At 64.0% G+C, this 15,384-nt stretch carries 19 protein-coding genes, 1 tRNA gene and 1 pseudogene; 2 read left to right on the top strand and 19 right to left on the bottom strand.

Going from position 1 to position 15,384, the window contains the following annotated elements; all coding sequences use genetic code 11:
- The first annotated feature begins 18 nt into the window (after nt 1-18).
- Nucleotides 19-95 (top strand) — tRNA-Pro (locus AC6CIE_RS22165).
- A gap of 94 nt (nt 96-189) precedes the next feature.
- Here the strand turns inward: AC6CIE_RS22165 and AC6CIE_RS22160 are convergent.
- The 18 genes and pseudogenes from AC6CIE_RS22160 to AC6CIE_RS22075 form a co-directional block, all read right to left on the bottom strand.
- Nucleotides 190-1,338, bottom strand: a complete 1,149-nt coding sequence (locus AC6CIE_RS22160; RefSeq protein ID WP_498094033.1) for a tyrosine-type recombinase/integrase — start codon at nt 1,336-1,338, stop codon at nt 190-192.
- A gap of 260 nt (nt 1,339-1,598) precedes the next feature.
- On the bottom strand, nt 1,599-2,189 hold the full coding sequence (locus tag AC6CIE_RS22155; RefSeq protein WP_498094031.1) for a hypothetical protein: 591 nt from the start codon (nt 2,187-2,189) through the stop codon (nt 1,599-1,601).
- Entirely contained in the window at nt 2,186-3,112 is a 927-nt protein-coding gene (locus AC6CIE_RS22150) for a phage Gp37/Gp68 family protein (protein WP_498094029.1), read from the bottom strand. The genes AC6CIE_RS22155 and AC6CIE_RS22150 overlap by 4 nt, the downstream gene beginning before the upstream one ends.
- The gene (locus tag AC6CIE_RS22145; RefSeq protein ID WP_498094027.1) at nt 3,105-3,980 is read right to left on the bottom strand and encodes a hypothetical protein; all 876 of its coding nucleotides are present in this window, start codon (nt 3,978-3,980) and stop codon (nt 3,105-3,107) included. Before AC6CIE_RS22145 ends, AC6CIE_RS22150 begins: the two co-directional genes overlap by 8 nt.
- Nucleotides 3,977-4,474 (bottom strand): hypothetical protein, encoded by a 498-nt coding sequence (locus AC6CIE_RS22140; protein WP_498094025.1) that lies wholly within the window; start codon nt 4,472-4,474, stop codon nt 3,977-3,979. The genes AC6CIE_RS22145 and AC6CIE_RS22140 overlap by 4 nt, the downstream gene beginning before the upstream one ends.
- A gap of 2 nt (nt 4,475-4,476) precedes the next feature.
- Complete coding sequence (locus AC6CIE_RS22135) at nt 4,477-5,091, bottom strand: 3'-5' exonuclease (RefSeq protein ID WP_498094023.1); 615 nt, start codon at nt 5,089-5,091, stop codon at nt 4,477-4,479.
- A gap of 15 nt (nt 5,092-5,106) precedes the next feature.
- On the bottom strand, nt 5,107-6,888 hold the full coding sequence (locus tag AC6CIE_RS22130) for an AAA family ATPase (RefSeq protein ID WP_498094021.1): 1,782 nt from the start codon (nt 6,886-6,888) through the stop codon (nt 5,107-5,109).
- 9 nt (nt 6,889-6,897) lie between these two features.
- Complete coding sequence (rdgC, locus tag AC6CIE_RS22125) at nt 6,898-8,055, bottom strand: recombination-associated protein RdgC (protein WP_498094019.1); 1,158 nt, start codon at nt 8,053-8,055, stop codon at nt 6,898-6,900.
- Between the two features lie 15 nt (nt 8,056-8,070).
- Nucleotides 8,071-9,264, bottom strand: a complete 1,194-nt coding sequence (locus tag AC6CIE_RS22120) for a hypothetical protein (protein WP_498094017.1) — start codon at nt 9,262-9,264, stop codon at nt 8,071-8,073.
- Between the two features lie 2 nt (nt 9,265-9,266).
- On the bottom strand, nt 9,267-9,488 hold the full coding sequence (locus tag AC6CIE_RS22115) for a hypothetical protein (protein WP_498094015.1): 222 nt from the start codon (nt 9,486-9,488) through the stop codon (nt 9,267-9,269).
- Nucleotides 9,489-9,503: 15 nt separating this feature from the next.
- Nucleotides 9,504-10,307, bottom strand: coding sequence for a RecB family exonuclease (locus tag AC6CIE_RS22110; RefSeq protein WP_498094013.1), 804 nt, complete (start codon nt 10,305-10,307; stop codon nt 9,504-9,506).
- A gap of 11 nt (nt 10,308-10,318) precedes the next feature.
- Complete coding sequence (locus AC6CIE_RS22105; RefSeq protein WP_498094011.1) at nt 10,319-10,504, bottom strand: hypothetical protein; 186 nt, start codon at nt 10,502-10,504, stop codon at nt 10,319-10,321.
- Entirely contained in the window at nt 10,501-10,785 is a 285-nt protein-coding gene (locus AC6CIE_RS22100; protein ID WP_498094009.1) for a DUF3846 domain-containing protein, read from the bottom strand. The genes AC6CIE_RS22105 and AC6CIE_RS22100 overlap by 4 nt, the downstream gene beginning before the upstream one ends.
- The gene (locus AC6CIE_RS22095; protein ID WP_498094007.1) at nt 10,782-10,985 is read right to left on the bottom strand and encodes a hypothetical protein; all 204 of its coding nucleotides are present in this window, start codon (nt 10,983-10,985) and stop codon (nt 10,782-10,784) included. Before AC6CIE_RS22095 ends, AC6CIE_RS22100 begins: the two co-directional genes overlap by 4 nt.
- Nucleotides 10,986-11,088: 103 nt before the next feature.
- Complete coding sequence (locus AC6CIE_RS22090; protein ID WP_498094005.1) at nt 11,089-11,436, bottom strand: hypothetical protein; 348 nt, start codon at nt 11,434-11,436, stop codon at nt 11,089-11,091.
- Nucleotides 11,437-11,593: 157 nt separating this feature from the next.
- Entirely contained in the window at nt 11,594-12,205 is a 612-nt protein-coding gene (locus tag AC6CIE_RS22085; protein WP_498094182.1) for an SH3 domain-containing protein, read from the bottom strand.
- A 459-nt stretch (nt 12,206-12,664) separates the two neighbouring features.
- A pseudogene (locus tag AC6CIE_RS22080) lies at nt 12,665-12,859 on the bottom strand (J domain-containing protein); the annotation flags it as partial.
- A 154-nt stretch (nt 12,860-13,013) separates the two neighbouring features.
- Nucleotides 13,014-13,481 carry a hypothetical protein gene (locus AC6CIE_RS22075; protein WP_498094003.1) on the bottom strand — a complete coding sequence of 156 codons (468 nt, stop codon included), beginning with the start codon at nt 13,479-13,481 and terminating at the stop codon, nt 13,014-13,016.
- Nucleotides 13,482-14,158: 677 nt separating this feature from the next.
- On the opposite strand from AC6CIE_RS22075, the gene AC6CIE_RS22070 reads away from it, so the two are divergent.
- On the top strand, nt 14,159-14,389 hold the full coding sequence (locus AC6CIE_RS22070; protein ID WP_313619522.1) for a hypothetical protein: 231 nt from the start codon (nt 14,159-14,161) through the stop codon (nt 14,387-14,389).
- A 198-nt stretch (nt 14,390-14,587) separates the two neighbouring features.
- Here AC6CIE_RS22070 and AC6CIE_RS22065 read toward each other — a convergent pair whose 3' ends face one another.
- Nucleotides 14,588-15,211, bottom strand: a complete 624-nt coding sequence (locus AC6CIE_RS22065) for a hypothetical protein (RefSeq protein WP_498094001.1) — start codon at nt 15,209-15,211, stop codon at nt 14,588-14,590.
- Nucleotides 15,212-15,384: the final 173 nt, after the last annotated feature.

Below are 15,384 nucleotides of genomic sequence, written 5' to 3'. Positions count from 1 at the left end.
GCTATACTCTTTTTCTTTCGGGGCGTAGCGCAGCCTGGTAGCGCACTTGCATGGGGTGCAAGGGGTCGCGAGTTCGAATCCCGCCGTCCCGACCAGTAGTTCCAAGGCCGTTAGTGAGAGTACTCACTAACGGCCTTTCTCATTGTGGGGACTTTTGTGGGGACATCATCCCCGCGAACCCCATATCCCCTATGCCACCTTCCGCTTCAAAACCGTCAACGCCGGACTGCGCGTGTCGGTCGCGGATACTCGGTTCGCATACTCAATCAGCTTCGCCAGCTCGGCCGTCGAATAATGCGAAGTGATACTCCCGTCCGTGTGTCCCAATAATGCCTTGCGGTCCTCCTCTGGCACGTCGGCCGCCCGCAGTCGCCTCCCATATGTGTGTTTCAAATCATGCACACGTAGGCTTGCGAACCCCGGGTGCGGCGCCGTTCCGTGAGTGTTTTTCCACTGCGCCGCGGCCCGCTTTCTCGCGTTCCGCCACGCGGTGTCGTTCATTCGGTGCAGGGCGCGGCCCTCGTAGGGAAAAACCCACTCTGGATGCTGTCCCCGTTGCTTGCGGATGATGGACCGGGCGACATCGTTGAGCACAACCAGTCGCTCCTCCCGGTTTTTCACTCCCGAGTCGTCGAACCGTCCGCCAAACTCTGCCGGGATGAGGAACACGCTGGTTCCGAGCCCCTCAACTTCGATCTCCCACTGCCATTTCAGCTTGCAGACTTCCTGCTCGCGGCAGCCGGTGTTCACCTTGTAGAGCGCCATGACCTGTAGGTGCTCCGGCAACTCCTTGAACAGCGCCGCCTGTTCCTCCCATGAGAGAGGATAGGGCTGGCGCCGCGACTTCTCGCTCAGCATTTCGATCATTGGCACCACCGCGAGCCAGGGCTTTCGGTTGTCGTCGCGCCATTTGCGAGAGGCGACGTTCAGGACGCGGACGACGCGCTGCAGCGCAATGTTGACTGTGCGCGGAGCTCGTCCGGCCTCAAGGCGATCGTCGACATAGGCCTGCAGCGCTTCGTTGTCGACCTCATCCAGATGGAGGTCGCCGATGTATGGGTCCAGCTGCTTGAGATAGGTGGCTGTCAGCCAAATAGATGGTTGGTGTGCGTACTCCTTTAGGTAGCGGGTTGCCGCGGCGCGGAAAGTCGGGCGCCAGTGGGCGCGCTCCTTCCGCTCTGCGTCGGCCTGGACGATTCGCTCGAGGAGGAACCGCTCGGCTTCCGCGCGAACGCTTGTGCCAGTGCTGCCTCGAATTCGTCCGTATCCGCGGACGACTTTGTCGATGTGCCAGACGCCGTCTTTGAGCGTGAGCCCGGTAATTGTTTTTTGCCCCATAGACTTGATGCTCCGTTGCTACGTGGGCGCTCGCTGCGGGGGGAATCCTTGCGCGCAGGTGCGTCCTTGTCAATCGCCATCCGCTCCGCATACTCGTCAGCAAAGCGGTCGAGCTCCTTGCGATCGAAGGCAATTCCTTGCTTTCCGATGCTGATTTCTCGCAGAAAGGGCCGTGCTGCCGCATCAAAGACGCGGCGGCACATGCCGAGGTAGGCCGGCGCCTTGCCGACTCGGATGAATCGGGGAGCAATATCGGACATTTATCTGATCCTCCTGAACTCGATTACCCACACCCACGGGTTGGCGCACCACGCGCCGGCGCCGTTGATCTGTTCCCACAGCGCACGGAACATGACGCGCGGCAGCGATTCGCCCTCTGGCGATGTCGTTGACACGTCGGCCGCGGACGGATTTAGGCCGACGCCCTCTGCGATCGCATCGGCGCTGTCGATGGCCTGCAGACGTTCGACACGCACGCCGGTGACCTCCAGCGCAAGGCGGCAGGCCCAGCGCGGCATGTGGATCGACGGACGGCCGGCGCCCAGAGGGAAATCGCCATCTGCTGCATAGGCAACGTTCGGCCACGGTCCGTCGCGCAGATCGGCGGGCTTTCCGGGGTGTCTCCAGTCGGCGTCGAAGGCCGCCCACGTCTCGCGGACCCACAGGCGGTCGCCAGCGTACCCATAGGGGCAGGCGGCGTTGCTTGGAAGTGCAACGTAGTCGGGCTCGAACATGCCGGGTTGCAGCCATTCAAGCGCCCAGCCCTTTACAGGTCGACGCGTCTGCGTCTTGGCGCCGGCCAAAATGGCGCGGACCATGGGACCGCTGAACAAGACGGGGCGCTCTTTCATCGAGGCACCTCATTCCATTCGCGCCCGTCGAGCAGGCGACCGGCTGCCTTCTTGCCGGCGCGATGAACTATGGACCAGCCATCCGCACTCGTCGCGTCGGAGGGGTAGTCTTCGGTCCGGTAGCCGCCTCGCACCATGCGTCCATCGCGCGCGACCGCTGCGGTTTCGTAGCGGCCGGCACCAAAGTCGCCAGAACCAGGCGCCCATTCTCCCCACTGCTTGAACAGGAACGGCACGCCAGCAGCTCGGCACTGGTCGCGCAGGGTGGCAGCCCATGCCGCGTGCATCGGCCGCGCGCTCGCCCCGCTTTCGCCGCCGACGATCACCCAGTCCAGTAGGTCGGTGGCGTGGAACTGCGCCAACCTAGTGGCGCGCCCCAGGTCCACGGGACCGAGGAGCGGCTCCATGCTGAGGAAGCGTCGACGCGCGGGCACGGCCAGCAGCTTAGGAATGTCGCGGTCCGCTTCGGCCTGGTTGACGATGGTGGCGCCCAGCCAAACATTGCCGTGTGCCGCCCAGTCGTGCGTGGGCAGCATGCGCACTACGTTGCCGATGCGTTTCGTCAGCAGCAGCCAGTCCAGGTTCGGCGTCAGCTCAATCAGGTCGAACAGGTCGCGGCGCCACGCACGCTCCACTGCGTTGTCGAACACGTCGGCCAGGCTGGCGCAGAATACGCGCTGGCGCCGGCCATGCTGGGCGAAGAACTCAGCATGCGTAGCGTTCCAGGCCAGGGGCTTACGCCAGTTGGCGGCGCTGGTGCGACGGCGCGGCGCGCCGGGGCCCCAATTGATGGCTTGGCCGCCCCCGAAGCGCGCGTTGCGCGTCTCGGCGTAGCAGTGGTCGCAGCCGGGCCCGACCTTCTGGCACCCTTCCCACGGGTTGAACGTGTGGTCGGTCCATTCGATGTTGCTGTTCTCAGCCATTGGTTTCCCCTTTGCGCACTGCCGGCTGCTCCTCGCCGGCCACAGGGGCGCTTGCCAGGGCGTTGGCAGAATTTCGGTGAGCGGCGTCTACTTCGAACACACCGAATCCGCGTGCCTGCAACGATTTCAGCAAGCTAAGTCCTCGGTCTATAAGGTCTCCTGCTGATGCGGCAGATGCTTCCTGGCACGCGTCCCCGAGTCTGTACGTTCCTATGTTTAGCGGCTGGTCCTTGTAGGTGTAGGCGCGATGGGGGCCCGGCGGATCAAATGCCACTCCAAGAGCGCCAAGGGTGCGGGTGAGCGTGAGGTGGACGGCACATTGTTGAGTCCGCTCATCGGCTACAGGGGCGCTTGCCAGGACGGCGGGCAGTGCCAGGACGCGCACACGACCGCCGAAGTAGTGCCAGTCAACGCGCGCACCAGTGGCCGCGGAGATACCCGCGCACAGCTCGTTTGCGACATGCTTGGGAATGTCGAATAAGCCAACGTATGTGCCGCGCTCGTAGACATCCTTGCTGCAATCTTCCGGGTTGAAGCTGGCCGCCCGCTCATCGGCTACAGGGGCGCGCAGCTTGGCCGGTGCGCTGAAGTTGGCGGTGTCGGCCTCGGCTGCGTCCAGCGGCGCTACCGCCTGCATGATGCAGTCAAGCCCGGTTATGGCCGCGTCAGCAGCCGGCAGGAAGGCGAGGGATGCACGAACGTCTTGCAGCGTGCCCAGCAGGTCGAACGCCGGCGCCGGCGCGGTGTCCAACACCGCGCGGATCGTCGCGCCAAAGCTGCCGATGCGCGGGCCGCGCGCGGCGAACGCATCGGTCCATTCCTGGCCGGGCTCGGCCGGCACCAAGCGCCATTTGGTCGTGGTGGTCATACGCGCGGGCCCTCCATCAAGGACTTGATGCGTGTCTGCATGAGCAAGTCCCCTTGATCCTCGGGCGTGCCCGTCGCCATGACGCGGCGCAGGATGGGCAACGCGTGGCGCAGCGCTTCGACGGTCCGCTCCTGCACGGGAACGATGTAGTGCAGGGCCACGTGAAGGTCGCGCAGGGGCTGCAGGGGCAATTTCTTGCCGTGGCGCGTCTCCCACATTTCGAAATGCCATATCAGTCCCTCGAGCGCGGGCGCAGCCTCGTACCGATAGCCGTCGCACGCGAGGAAATCGGGGTAGCCGCGCGCGTTGACGGACACCTTGCCCGTCCGGTCCAGTTCGTCGAACAACTGCTCGAGCGGGCGCATGACAATCTCGGCGCCGACCATCATTGGCGCGGCCCCGTGGGGCCTCTCCACGCGACGGGTGCGGGTACGACGTCGGCCCTCGATGCGCTGCGCCAGGCGGCGATCCTTCCGGTTCATGTAAGGGTGCATGGTCAGGCCTCCGCGCGCTGCAGGTCCTGAATTGCGAAATAGACGTCCATGCAGCCCTTGACGTCCGCCATCGCACTGTGGGCATTCACCAGGGGCTTGCCCGTGAAGAACTGCACGGCTTCGCCCAGATTCGCCGTCTTGTAGTGGTTGCGACCCGCCGCGATCATCTTTGCGGTCGGCGGGCATTTGACGATGGGCGTCGCCTTGCGCGCCGTGCACTCGGCCGCGCCAGTCTTCCAGGCGTCCAGCTCGGGTTCGAGTTCGCCGGCGCGGTGCTGGGCGATGCGGATGATGCGCGCATCGAATTGCTCGTTGTGCGCGATGCGGGTGCGGCGGCCCCAAAGCTCGAGGAACAACGAGAGGGCCAGCGACTCCGGTACACCGATGGCGGCTGCGTGCGCCGTCGTGATGCCATGCACGGCCGCTACCTCATCGGGGATGGTCCACCCGTCCGGGCGGACGACGACGTCCAGGCTGGCAACCGTCTCGCGCGTGTCCAGGTCGACCAGTGCAGCGGCGAGCTGCACGATGTGGGGCTGGCCGGGGTGCTCGGACGGCTGGTTGAACAGGGGCAGGCCGGTCGTTTCGGTGTCGTAGAAGAAGCCGAGGTTTTGCATGTCGTAGTCCTTGTTTCAGGCGGCCGCGCGCAGCTTGGGCTGCTCGGTCGTACCGTTTTCAATCCAGAAGGTGGTGAAGGCATCTGAGGGCGCGGCCGGCGCGGCTTTGAGCGTGCCCAGCAACAGGATGGTGTGCAGGTGGCCGTCAGCTGCCAGCGCGTCGACCAAGCCGAGCGCGTCGCCGCGGCCGGGCAGGTCAAGGCAGTCGAAGCGGTCCAGGATCAAGCAGCGCAGGTCGGAAACGACGGCCAGCGCTGCCCCAATAAGAGCGTCCACGCGCCAGCGTTCGGACTCGGAGAGCAGGCGGTACTGTCGACCTTCCCAGGTGATGCCCATGTCGGCGCCGATCGCGGGCACGCGCCAGCCGGCGATAGTGGCCAGCTCGGCCAGCTTGTCGTTGAAAGGCTGCAATGCCTCGGACAGGATCTCGCCCGGAATGCCATCGGGCGACAGCGCGTCGCCGATTGCCAACCAGGCCAGCACCTCGCCGTGGTAGCGCGTAGCGTTCTGCGTTCGCTCGGTTGCGCCGGCGGCCGCCTGCTTGGCGTTCAGCAGGGCCTGGACGCGGTCGTCGACGGCCTTGCGTTCAGCGCGCAGTGCGGTCACCTTGGCGCGTGCCGCCTCCACGTCGGCGGGCTGGATCGCCTCCGGTGCGGCCGCATCCTGCAGTTGTGCTTCGGCGGCCTCTGCTGCAGCGATGTCGCGCCGGTCGTTCTCGACGCTGCGCGCCATCAGGTCGCGGGCCTCGATCGCCTTCGGCAGGGCCGCGACAGCCTCCGGATCGCCCTTGCCGTCAATGGGGCCATACTGCGCGACATACTTGCCCAGAGCGGCATCGGCCACGTCATACGCTTCGAAGCCGCCGCCCTCTGCCTCAATGAAATTCAGGGCGCTGTACAGCCAGTCGGCCAGCTCATGCATGAGGCCTTCGCGCGCGCCAGATCCGGCCTTGGCCTGCAGGGCTTCGATCTTGGCCGCCAGATTGGCGCATTCGGCCTGGTCGAATTCCAGCTTCTGGCGTAGCGCCGGCAGCTTCGCGGCCTGCGCCTGCCGGGCCGCGATCTGATCGCGAGCGGCCGCATAGGCGTTGGCCTTTTGCTCGAGAGCGCCCAGGGCCTTGGTGTGCTGTTCCAGCTTCGCGTCCACGCCGGCCAGCGTCGCGCGCTCGCCTACCAGCGCGGCCTGGTCGAACGGCGGAACCTCGGCGGCCCATCCTTCTGCCTTCTGGCTTCCCCACTGTTCGCCGGTCGCGGCCTTCCAGGCGCCCTTGGCCTGGGTCGCCTCCTGCTTGGCGTGCTCGGCGCCGGCGGCAAAGCCGCTGCGCAGGATGGGCTTGATCTGCGTCACCAGGTTTGCGGCGCACCCGCGCTCCACCAGGCGGCGCTCGATGTCATCCGGCTTGATCTTCGTGCCCATGAGCGTGAACAGCAGCGTACGGCGGTCGTCCGGCTTGGCGGCGGCGAACCGCTCGGGCGCCAGTACGTACGGCAGGGCGGGTGATGGCGGCACCAGGGCCTCGCCCGACTGCGTGCCCTTGGGCAAGCTGATACCGACCGCGCCTTCGTCCAGGTCCAGGGTGACGGCGCCAAGCTTCGCGCCATCGGTGACGAGCGCGGGAAACTCCTTCTTCAGGCCGACGCGCTCCGGGCTGCCGAGCATTGCCAGGCGCACGGCCTCGGCGATGCTGGATTTGCCGGCGCCGTTGGGGCCGGCGATCAAGGCAACGGGTGTGCCCAGCTCAAGATCAACGGCGCGAGCGCCTTGGAAGTTTTCGATGGTGATACGGTTGATTCGCATGATTGCTCCTCAGATTGGGAAAACCAGTTCGCGAGAGCCGTCCGGGCGCATCGCCGTAACGACGCCGAACTGCTCCAGGGACTCCAGGAGCGACGCGGCGCGGTTGTAGCCGATGCGCAGATGGCGTTGAACGAGGGAAATTGAGGCGCGGCCGTGTTGGACGATGACGTGGCGCGCCTGAGCCAGAAGCGGGTCGACATTGGGTTCGTCGTCGCCGCTAACGAGCGCCGGCCCGGTTGCCGTCCGGAACATATCGCCCTGGCGATCGTCGACGCATTCGCCGCCCAACACGTCGACCAGGTCCGCGATCAGCGGGCGTAGAGTGCTGGCCATCAAATAAAAGTCCGCCTCAAACGTGTCCGCGTCGTTCTTGGCAACGCGCTCCACATCCTTGTGCAGGGCCTCGCAGGGAAGGACGCGTTTCAGCACCAGCTCGTCGTCCAGCAGAAACGACACCTTGTCGTTCCAGGTGAGGCCCAGGCGCGTGCATTGCATGCCGTTCTGAAGGTGGCGGCGAATCTCGTCGGCCTCCAGCGGACGGTTTACGTACTGCACCGCGCCCGCGCCCTGACCAGTGGCGCGCAGGTCCGCCGTCGTGTCGATGGTGAAGCCTTCCGGCGCTTCGTCTTCGGCAAGCCAGCCCGTCATCGCGCCAGCCGCAGCGGTCTTGACGGTTAGGCGCTCCAGAACGAAGTTGTCGATGCTCTTGCACAACAGACTGATGGCGGTATCCCGCGGGCCACTCGCAGCGCTGTCGATGCCAAGGCGGCCAGCGTGCGTGTCGATCCAAATCAGGACGTCATCCTGCTGCCGGAACGCGGCGGGCAGCATCTGCGTAATGACCTGCTCGCGGATCTCCTTGCGCTGCTTCTTTCCAGGCTTGAACCCCTGGGACTTTTCCACCTTTTCAGCGAGTTCCTGCAGTTGCAGTTCGATCGCCTTGGCGGGCATCACGCGCGATTCCGTGCGCATGCGCAGCAACAGGTGGCCCTGCACGGCATGCACCACGCCGAAGCCCTCATGGACCGGGGCCCAGCCGGTAGACTCGGCCTGCAGATCCGTCGTGGGTACGAACAGAAAGCGCTCGAGCATGCTTGTCAGCTGCTCAAGGGTCACCACCCACCCAGCAGGGAGGGAGTAGACCGAGAGGTTGCGGAAAAACACCATGTCGGTCCCCGGCCGTTACTCGGGTGCGGCCATGCGACGGCGCGACGTGGACGCCGGCGCGCGCTGCTGCTCTGCGGTCATGGAGACACGACGCGATTGGTACAGCTTGTGCAGGCGCGCGCGCTCGGCCAGGTCGTTCACCCCCTCGATCGAATCGCTGGCCAGGTCGAGGACGTCCAGGGATTTGGCGTTGGCGATCTGGTGTTCCACTGCAGCCGGGTCCAGGCCCGGATCGCCCTCGGCGCTCAGCACCTCGGCCTGCTGCTCGTTGGCGTCCTCCTCCTGAGCGGCAGGGCCTGCTGCCGCGGCCTGCGCCTGACTGCCGGCGTCGGCTCGCACTCGTTCGTGGGTGGTGCTGGGGTGGGTGGCGGGCTCGCGCGCCTCGATGTCAGTTGCGTCTGCCTGCGAGGCCGCGGGCTGGCGCTGGGTCGGCTGAGCAGCTGCGCGCAGTTCGTCCACATTGACGCTGATCGTGCCGTCCGGGCCCGTCGATGCCTCAATGATGTCCTGCGCCTCCTCGACGGATTGCAGGCCCATCAGCAGCTCGGGCGCGTAGAGCTTGCCGAAGAACGACGCGGTGCGGTAACGGAGCATGACCTCGTCCATGGTCTGCCACTTGCTGCCGTTCTTCGTGTACCAGCCTTCCAGCACCGCCATCTCGATCGACACGGCCGGCGACTCGATCACTTCGCCGGTTTCCTTCTCGATCGCCCAGGCCACGCACACCTTGTCGTTGATCTTGACCTTCTCGACCTTGGTGTGGCGCTGATTATCTTCCCAGTACGTGGTCTTGTATTCGACCTCCCGCTCGCCGCGACTTTCGATCCTGAAACGCAGCGGCGAGAACCGACCGCACCCGTTGATGGCGGCGATGATCCACTGTGAAGACCAGGAAGGCCGGCCCTCGACGATGTAGAGGTTCTGCATGACCATGAGCGGGTCGGCGCCCATCCGCTGCGCCATATTCAGCGCGACCACGGAGTTCGCCAGCGCGTTCGGGTTCTCGCGGCTTTCTTTCACCTTTCCGTAACGGTCCAGCTTCTCGATCGTCTGGCGGTAGGCGACGGGCACCAGGGTGCTGCTCGACAGCAGGCGCGCCGCGCGCTGCATGAGTTCGAAGCCCTGCAAACTGCCGAAGCCGGGCGCCACTATCGGCATGTGCGATTCAGGCGCGGCGCGCAGGCTCTGGACGGTTGTGTTCTGATTCATGGTTAGCTTCCTTTCTTCTGTTGAGCGCGGTAGTCGTGGTATTCGGCGGCCGTGGCCATGGCGACGGTCTGGCGCTCGTCGGGCTTGGCCTCCTTGTCGTACTGCTTGACCTGGCTGACCAGAAATTCGGCCGGGTCCCAGGCCAGGTGCTGGGTAACGACCGATTTGCCGGCCTTGTCGGTGCGCCGGACGAACACGTCGCGGCTGACGGGGTGGAGGGACATGCGGGGCTCCTCTGGTTATCGGAAAAGGCAGGAGGACCAGCGCGCGCAGTACTTCTGGCTGCAAAGGACGCTGGAGGGATTCGGGGGGAATAGGCCGGTGCGGAACATGGCCGCGGCGTGCTCGAGCAGGCCGGGCTGATCGGGCTCGCCGACCATGACGCGGCGGGCGTCGAAAACGGGGCTCACGGCCGTGGCCGCGCTACCGCTGGTGGACAGGGCGATGATTTGGGAGCCGACCGTGCGCACCTTCTTGGTGTGCTCGTACATGAGCTGATAGGTGCCGGTCTGCGCGGCGCGACCTTGCGTGACGGCCTTGCCGTCCTGCACGACGCGGGCGCCGGTCTTCACGTCGGGTACGACAATGCCGCCCTCGGTTTCGGCCACGCGCGCCCGGTCCATCGTGCCGGTGAGCCGTACGGTCATGCCGTTGCCGCAGTCGATATCGAGCGGGTCCAGCTTCGTTTCGACGTCGATATACGAAAACTGCGGGGCCACGTCCGCGCAGTACTTGACCAGGATGGTCAAGGCGATCTGCTCGGCTTTCGCCAGCGGCAGGCCGTCCTGCGTGTGGTCCACCTCGTAGGCGGGGTTGTGCAACTCGTCGACCAGCACGTCGGCGGCCTCGTCGGGCGTGCAGGGCTTGCCTTCCAGGCGGGCCAGGTCGTAGGCGGCGGTTCCGGCGTGGACGGCCGTGCCCAGCAGGGCGCGCATACCTGCAGGCTTTTTCATACCCAAGATGTGCGTGCCTTCCCAAGCATGGGCGCAATCAAAAAGGCGGCCCCAGCTGGACGCACGCACGGTGAAAACGTTGGGTTGCATGGCGGTCCCCATCAGCGAGCGGCGTGGTGGACGGCACCGGCCTGCTGCACCGGCTGGGCGTCCAGGGTTGGACCAACTACGCCGGTGGCGGCCAACATCAGCGCGCCGACGGCGAACGCGGCGTATCCGGCCAGGTCCAGATCCCGGCCTGCGCGGCGCGCGCGGCGCCAGAGAATGACAATGCGACGGGCGATCATGCGTGCCTCGCATAGTCCGAGTCGGGCACGATCACGACGTCGCCGCGGATCTGATGGGGAATGCCCCGGGCGTCTTGGTAGAGCCGCGTCGCGGCCGGGTTGACGGGCAGGTTCTTCCGAATTCCTTCGTCGTCGACCAGCATGACGTGCACGCGGTCAGCGAGGCTGACGCTGTCCAGTGCTTCGGCGCCGAGCATCTGGCAGACGTCCTGGATGGCGTGAGGCCCGTGCAGGACGGTTTCGGCGCCATCGGCGCGGATCAGTTTGCGGGTGTGCTTCATTGCTGAGGCTCCGGGAAAGGGCGGGCTTCAATTCGGCGCGAGGGCAGGCAGTCGAAGCTGACGCGATCGGTGGGCGGGAAGACAGCGAGGAGGTCGAGGCATTGGGCCTGGCTGGGGAAACGCTCGATCACCACGACGGGCGCACGGACGTCGCTGACGGGAAGGAAGGCGAGCAGGACCCAAAGCGCGGTGGCGGTCATGCTTTGGGCATCCAGGAATCAGCACGGCGCAGGTGGGCCATGACAGCGTCGCCGACGCGCGCCACGACATAAGCAAGCGAAACGAGGAGGAGGGCGGTGGTGGTCACGGCTGGCCACCCTTGCCGAGAATTTGGCGGGCACGCAGGACAAGTTCGTCCTGCAGCTGCTTCACACCTGCCGCGCCAGCGTCGCGATCAAACTGCCATTTGCTAATGGCGGTCAGAGCGACGCCGGCAGCGGCGGTGGGCGGCAAGTCGCACTGCAGCGTTTCGGTCCACCACGCGATGGGTTCGCCGAATGCGCGCGCCGCGCGGCCGGCGAACAGGTCGCAGAGGACGCTAAGAATGTCGGCATCGGTGAGTTCGGCTGGGGCAAGTGGAATTACTGGGGACTCGGCCCCGACGATGTCGCCGCGTGCCGAAGACAAGGGTGGTGCCCAGATGCGTCGCATCGGTCGTCTCCAATACTTAAAGTAGAAAACTGGACTGAATTCTACATAAAGTAGAATTCCAGTCAACAACTAAAAGTAGAAGGCCGGTGTCAGGCTTCTTTTAGAAGCGGCAAAAATGCGGGCGAAAAAAAAAGCCCCGGGCGGGGCTTACAGACGATCAGTCTGCTAGAAATGCGACGGGGTCCGCCGCACTCGGCGAGAAATTTCCGTTTCGCTGGAGTTGCAGTGAGTACTCCATAACGGTCGAGTATGCGAGATTCCCTGATTGGGTTGTCTTGAATTGGCGAGGCGTGGGATCGTATGAAACGTTCATGTCATGAAGGAACCGCCCGCATTTCGGGCTAAAGGCGGCTCCTGTCGCGAACCAAGCGGTGTACACCCCGGACGGGATACCTTGAAAGGTATAGGTCTGTCCGCGCCTGACGTAGCCACTGAACGCTGTGTGACCCTGCGCGTCTTTGAGCTTCACCAGCGCATCGCGGTCACCGTTCGCGACAATGCGCAGTTCATGGTCTCCGTTCCCGTTCGGCCGCTTCAAAACTGTTCCGGAACCCACGGGTGCACCGTCGTCTTGGCAGAGTTGCCGAAGCGTATCCGCGTCCGATCCCGCCTGAATGTACGTGGCGTTGACATACCCAAATCCGGCCCGATGCGACACAGGAATCCAGCCGCTGCTTGGCGGGCCTTCAATCGACACCGTATCAAGGAAACGGAGCCTGGCCAGCACGTCATGGTTGGCACTTGGACCGGCACGAACATTCAGCTCCACTGTGTTAACTCTTCCCCTAGGCAATTGGCTTGTAACGGGGGCGGGAGCTGGTGTCGGCATGAAGGTCGGCTGACGTGCCGCCTCACCGGGAACTGAAGACCGATTGACGAACGGTGGTACAGCGGCAGCGGAGTTCGATCCATAACGAGCCGAGCTCGGGCTCGGATGGGACGCCTCCGCAGGCCGCGGGGATTTATAAGTTGGTTGCGTGTTAGATCCCTTCGATTCTATCAACGCTAAAACGACGAGCAATACCAGGAAGCCACCGCCAAACGACCAACCGGAGGACCACCCTGATCGCGTTTTTGCTTGCGGAGGTGGCTGCGGCGACGGCTCTTTTCTTGGTGGGGCCGCCTGGGGCTTTGAACCTGAAGGATCAGCGCCTTGGCTGCGAACGTTCGGTTGATTTTGGACTCTTTCCTTAGCTTCCTGCTGCGCAATCCAAGCATCATGTGCAGCGCGACGCGCAGGATCTGAGAGCTCCGCGTACGCCTCGTTTATGAGTCGCATTGCATTCGCTGCAGCCGCAGAACCTCCATGTTTGTCGGGATGGTACTGCTGGGAGAGAGCCTTATAGGCCGCCCGAATCACGAAATCGGGAGCGTTGCGCGCAACCTTCAGATTGTCGTAGTAAGTGTGGATCGTTGGTCCCATTTCATTCGAGGCAGTGGCGTGGCGGTCGTTGATTGACCGCAAAATAATAGCTACAAAAATCGTTTTTGGTTACAAACCGGCGAAAACTTCGTCCCAAATCGCGCGTAGACCACATTGCCTTTGATTGACAGAATGGTGCGAGGCGCTTCCGGAGCTACGCTCCCTCCGTGCCGGTGCGCGGGCCTGGTCCGCGGCCGACCTTTGAGCCGCGAGCAGACTTATTGATGCGCAACTCGATGATGCTTTCAATGTCGTCTTTCACATCGTCATCAAGCGCGGCATATTCTTCCGGCCTGATCCGCATAAACGGATAGCACGAGCCGTGTCTATCGGCACCTTGTGCCTCCTCCGAGCGAGGGGTAGCCCCAGGGCTGTCCTCAGTACCGTACTGCAGGAAGCTCGCGCTGACTCCTAGGATCTTGGCAATCTCGCCCATCTTGTCAGGGCGGGGCATGGCTTGCCCCAACGTGTAGCGCCGCACCATCTCGTACGTAATCCGCACGCCAGCGCGTTTCAGGGCATCGACGATGCCCTGGACTTCCCACGTGCCATTTGCCATCGCGGCTCTGACGCGTTCGGCGAATTCAGGATATCTGATCGGCAGTTTGTTTCTTTCTACCATAGGTAGAAATCTAACAGTCGCAGCGCAGGCGGTCATTTCTATTTTGGGTAGTTGGAAACTTCTACTTTAAGTAGTAGGATTGCGTGTATGGACGAAAAATCACATATCGCCGAGGCAATCGACATCGCCGGAGGGCTGACGGCCGTAGCCAGGCGCGCTTACCCAAAGCAGCTCACTGCGTGGGCTGTATCCAAATGGCTGCATGGGCTGCCGCCCGGCCGAGTGTTGTTCTTAGCTGAACTCACCGGGTGGCGAAAGACGCCCCATCAGCTTTGTCCCTCCCTATATCCCAACCCGTGGGATGGAATTCCACCCGAGCGAGCTGGCGTACACGCGGATCTCGGCGACGGGTGCACCACGGTCCTGGAGGAGGAGGGTGCGTAAGGCGCGACCGCGGGTAGGTCCGATCCAACCGAATGCTTGTGACCGGCGGGCCAGCGCCGGTGGCGTCCACTTGCCAGGGCACAGCCTCGTGACTGCCGTCTTAACGGGCGATGTAGAGGCCGCTTGGGCAAGACGCGTGGAGAAACCTTTCAACGCAATCAGGTGTAGCGATGCCGCGCCGCCCGTGCGTAGGCGTTGGCTGCTTCGATCCTTCCCCTTGATCTATGTCCATGTCGGCATTCTGCCCGCCGCGCTGAGCGGGGCCAAGCCGAACAACTTCCGATAGGAATCCCATGACCAACCCCGTCCTGCACTCCCTCGAATCGCGCCCGGCTGAAACGTCCGCCGCGGGCAAATGCACCGAGCGCCTGGATATCCCCTGCACCAGCGACTTGTACGACGCGATCGCGGCCCTCGCCACGGTCAGCGGCAAGAACAAGGCCGAATACGCGCGCGCCGTCCTGGAGCAGCACGCGTTCGGCGCTCTGGGCTACGTACGCGCTCGCGCCAATCCGGTGGCGTGACGCAATGATCCGATCCGACACCGGGAACTTTCGCTTGTTTGCCGGCACAGGCAGCGGAGGCACCAGCATGCATGGCGCTCGTCGCAAGGCACCAAGTTCATCGGGGGCGCGTCCCAGCGGGGCGGACTCGCCCAAGGCAGCAACTGCCATACCGACCGCGGCCCGCACTGCAACTTACAAATGCGCTTGCAACCTCAGCTATCGATACAGCTCCAAGTGTTCCTCCCTCAAGTCGGCAAGTACCGCCAGATACAAGTCAATCACATTGTCGAGTGCCGCGTCGTCGGTGAATCTGGGGAATTCAAAATCCGGCCCCTTAGCTGCGCATGCGGCCGCGAGCTCGTACACGCTCGCTGCCATATCTTGTATCCGCACGGCGCAAAAAATCCGCTCGGGCGTACCGAGGTCATGACGCGGAAGTTGGGATGCCGCTTCAATGGCGCTCTTCAACCAGCCGCTGACTGGCCCATTCCACACATCGGGAAAACTCTGCGGGGTTGCTTCCTGCAGGTGGCGGAGCGTGTTGTACGACAGTTTCAGCAGGTGGTTGTAAACACCCGCGAGGCCTTTAATACGGTTGCTCTCCCGTGTGCGCTCCAGCTCGAGAGCTGTCTCGCGAGCGATTCTTGCCTGCCAATTGCCCAAGACAAAAGCTCCGGCAATAGCGGCGATCGATCCTATCGCCTGGACCCAAGCCGCCCAAGTTTGACCGTTGGCGTCAGGCCATGGCCACGTCGGCCAACCCCAAATGGCCACGGCGGTTCCAATCGCAACGCCGGCGACGCCGATCGCTTCCTCCAGAGTGCCCCAGCGTTTCGACATATATTTCGTCCGCAAGTAATTTCCGCGAAATCGTATCCTATCGGGCTCGCGTGCGTCAGCGCGGATTGCGGTCGCGACGCCATTCGGGAAAGTGCCGCTGGCGCATTCGAGAGGCGACGGTCGAAGGCGAACACGCCGGCTAACGCACAAGAGGGGCGAAGTGATAAAGCCGC

It is taken from the genome of Achromobacter sp. GQ309, from assembly GCF_059759315.1.
Note: the sequence above shows the minus strand (reverse complement) of the source record. Positions and strands in the feature narration are given on the sequence as shown.

What these genes read in the sequence shown, in the direction of transcription:
- AC6CIE_RS22160 (WP_498094033.1), bottom strand. Translation starts at nt 1,338, where the DNA reads ATGGGGCAAAAAACAATTACCGGGCTCACGCTCAAAGACGGCGTCTGG.
- AC6CIE_RS22155 (WP_498094031.1), bottom strand. Translation starts at nt 2,189, where the DNA reads ATGAAAGAGCGCCCCGTCTTGTTCAGCGGTCCCATGGTCCGCGCCATT.
- AC6CIE_RS22150 (WP_498094029.1), bottom strand. Translation starts at nt 3,112, where the DNA reads ATGGCTGAGAACAGCAACATCGAATGGACCGACCACACGTTCAACCCG.
- AC6CIE_RS22145 (WP_498094027.1), bottom strand. Translation starts at nt 3,980, where the DNA reads ATGACCACCACGACCAAATGGCGCTTGGTGCCGGCCGAGCCCGGCCAG.
- AC6CIE_RS22140 (WP_498094025.1), bottom strand. Translation starts at nt 4,474, where the DNA reads ATGCACCCTTACATGAACCGGAAGGATCGCCGCCTGGCGCAGCGCATC.
- AC6CIE_RS22135 (WP_498094023.1), bottom strand. Translation starts at nt 5,091, where the DNA reads ATGCAAAACCTCGGCTTCTTCTACGACACCGAAACGACCGGCCTGCCC.
- AC6CIE_RS22130 (WP_498094021.1), bottom strand. Translation starts at nt 6,888, where the DNA reads ATGCGAATCAACCGTATCACCATCGAAAACTTCCAAGGCGCTCGCGCC.
- rdgC (WP_498094019.1), bottom strand. Translation starts at nt 8,055, where the DNA reads ATGGTGTTTTTCCGCAACCTCTCGGTCTACTCCCTCCCTGCTGGGTGG.
- AC6CIE_RS22120 (WP_498094017.1), bottom strand. Translation starts at nt 9,264, where the DNA reads ATGAATCAGAACACAACCGTCCAGAGCCTGCGCGCCGCGCCTGAATCG.
- AC6CIE_RS22115 (WP_498094015.1), bottom strand. Translation starts at nt 9,488, where the DNA reads ATGTCCCTCCACCCCGTCAGCCGCGACGTGTTCGTCCGGCGCACCGAC.
- AC6CIE_RS22110 (WP_498094013.1), bottom strand. Translation starts at nt 10,307, where the DNA reads ATGCAACCCAACGTTTTCACCGTGCGTGCGTCCAGCTGGGGCCGCCTT.
- AC6CIE_RS22105 (WP_498094011.1), bottom strand. Translation starts at nt 10,504, where the DNA reads ATGATCGCCCGTCGCATTGTCATTCTCTGGCGCCGCGCGCGCCGCGCA.
- AC6CIE_RS22100 (WP_498094009.1), bottom strand. Translation starts at nt 10,785, where the DNA reads ATGAAGCACACCCGCAAACTGATCCGCGCCGATGGCGCCGAAACCGTC.
- AC6CIE_RS22095 (WP_498094007.1), bottom strand. Translation starts at nt 10,985, where the DNA reads ATGACCGCCACCGCGCTTTGGGTCCTGCTCGCCTTCCTTCCCGTCAGC.
- AC6CIE_RS22090 (WP_498094005.1), bottom strand. Translation starts at nt 11,436, where the DNA reads ATGCGACGCATCTGGGCACCACCCTTGTCTTCGGCACGCGGCGACATC.
- AC6CIE_RS22075 (WP_498094003.1), bottom strand. Translation starts at nt 13,481, where the DNA reads ATGGTAGAAAGAAACAAACTGCCGATCAGATATCCTGAATTCGCCGAA.
- AC6CIE_RS22070 (WP_313619522.1), top strand. Translation starts at nt 14,159, where the DNA reads ATGACCAACCCCGTCCTGCACTCCCTCGAATCGCGCCCGGCTGAAACG.
- AC6CIE_RS22065 (WP_498094001.1), bottom strand. Translation starts at nt 15,211, where the DNA reads ATGTCGAAACGCTGGGGCACTCTGGAGGAAGCGATCGGCGTCGCCGGC.